The organism is Oleiphilus sp. HI0066 (assembly GCF_001635725.1).
On the sequence record NZ_LWFH01001838.1, the window covers coordinates 1 to 1,007 of the forward strand.

At 44.0% G+C, this 1,007-nt stretch carries 1 protein-coding gene; it reads left to right on the plus strand.

Features of this window, described 5'->3' with window-relative positions; translation table 11 throughout:
• Positions 1–903 (plus strand): tol-pal system protein YbgF (gene ybgF, locus A3738_RS28530; protein ID WP_082890175.1); only part of this gene is annotated, 903 nt, incomplete at its 5' end.
• Between the last annotated feature and the right edge of the window lie 104 nt (positions 904–1,007).

The window sequence follows — 1,007 nt, forward strand, 5'->3', positions numbered from 1 at the left end:
AAGTATTCAAAACATAGAAAAGGGCTTCTTACGAAGTCCTTTTTTGTATCCCTTTGTTTTGCGTTATCTGCAAGTGTTTCAGCTAAGACACTTATCTTTCAATCGAAAGATAATAGTGCCTCCGAGCCTGTGTATGAGCAAGAGTCTGGCTCGCAAGTTCAAGCGTCTACTCCATCTGCGCCAGTCGCTCCTGCGGTTGGGCAAACTTCAAATATCAATTCTGAATTGTTCTTTATTGTCGAAGAGTTGAAGCAAGAGGTGATGTCGCTCAGAGGTGTTGTTGAAGAGCAGGCATTTGAGATTCGCCAGCTGAAGCGTCAATCTCTTGATCGTTATAAGGATCTAGATTCTCGGCTTCAGGAAATGGCAAAAGCGCGCGCTGAGTCGGTTAGCGTCGTTCAAAAACCAGAGCTTGTGACAGCTTCGCCAAATATATCAAGCGTTCAAGGCGCGGCGGTTGTGCCGGTTGTCGTTCAGGCTGATGTGAAGAGTGCCGCTGCTCCAGCAGAGTCTGCTCCGTCTGTTGATCAGGATCAGCAGAAGTTAGATTATCAAAACGCTTATGCTTATGTGACTAAAAAGGATTTTCCTGCTGCGGTCGATGCATTGCATGCCTTCGTTGAGAAGTACCCTGATGGAGATTTGACTGGCAATGCTTTTTATTGGCTCGGAGAAGTTTACCTTGTGTTGCCTCAGCTTGAGCAAGCAAAGCAGGCCTTTAGTATCGTCGTGAAAACGTTCCCGGGGCATCGTAAGTTGTCCGATGCGACGTACAAGTTAGGTGTTACATATGATCGTCTTCAGCAACCTGCCGAAGCCGAGCGATACCTGAAAATGGTTCAGGAAAAATTTCCAAATAGTACAGCTGCGAAACTTGCTAAAAGCTATACAATATCGCGCTAACTAATTGAAAAATAACAAGTTAAAGATTTTTTTAGAATCGTAAAAAAAACCGTAAATTTGGCTTGTTATTTTTTTTAGAATCATTACTATATGCGCCTCGTCGG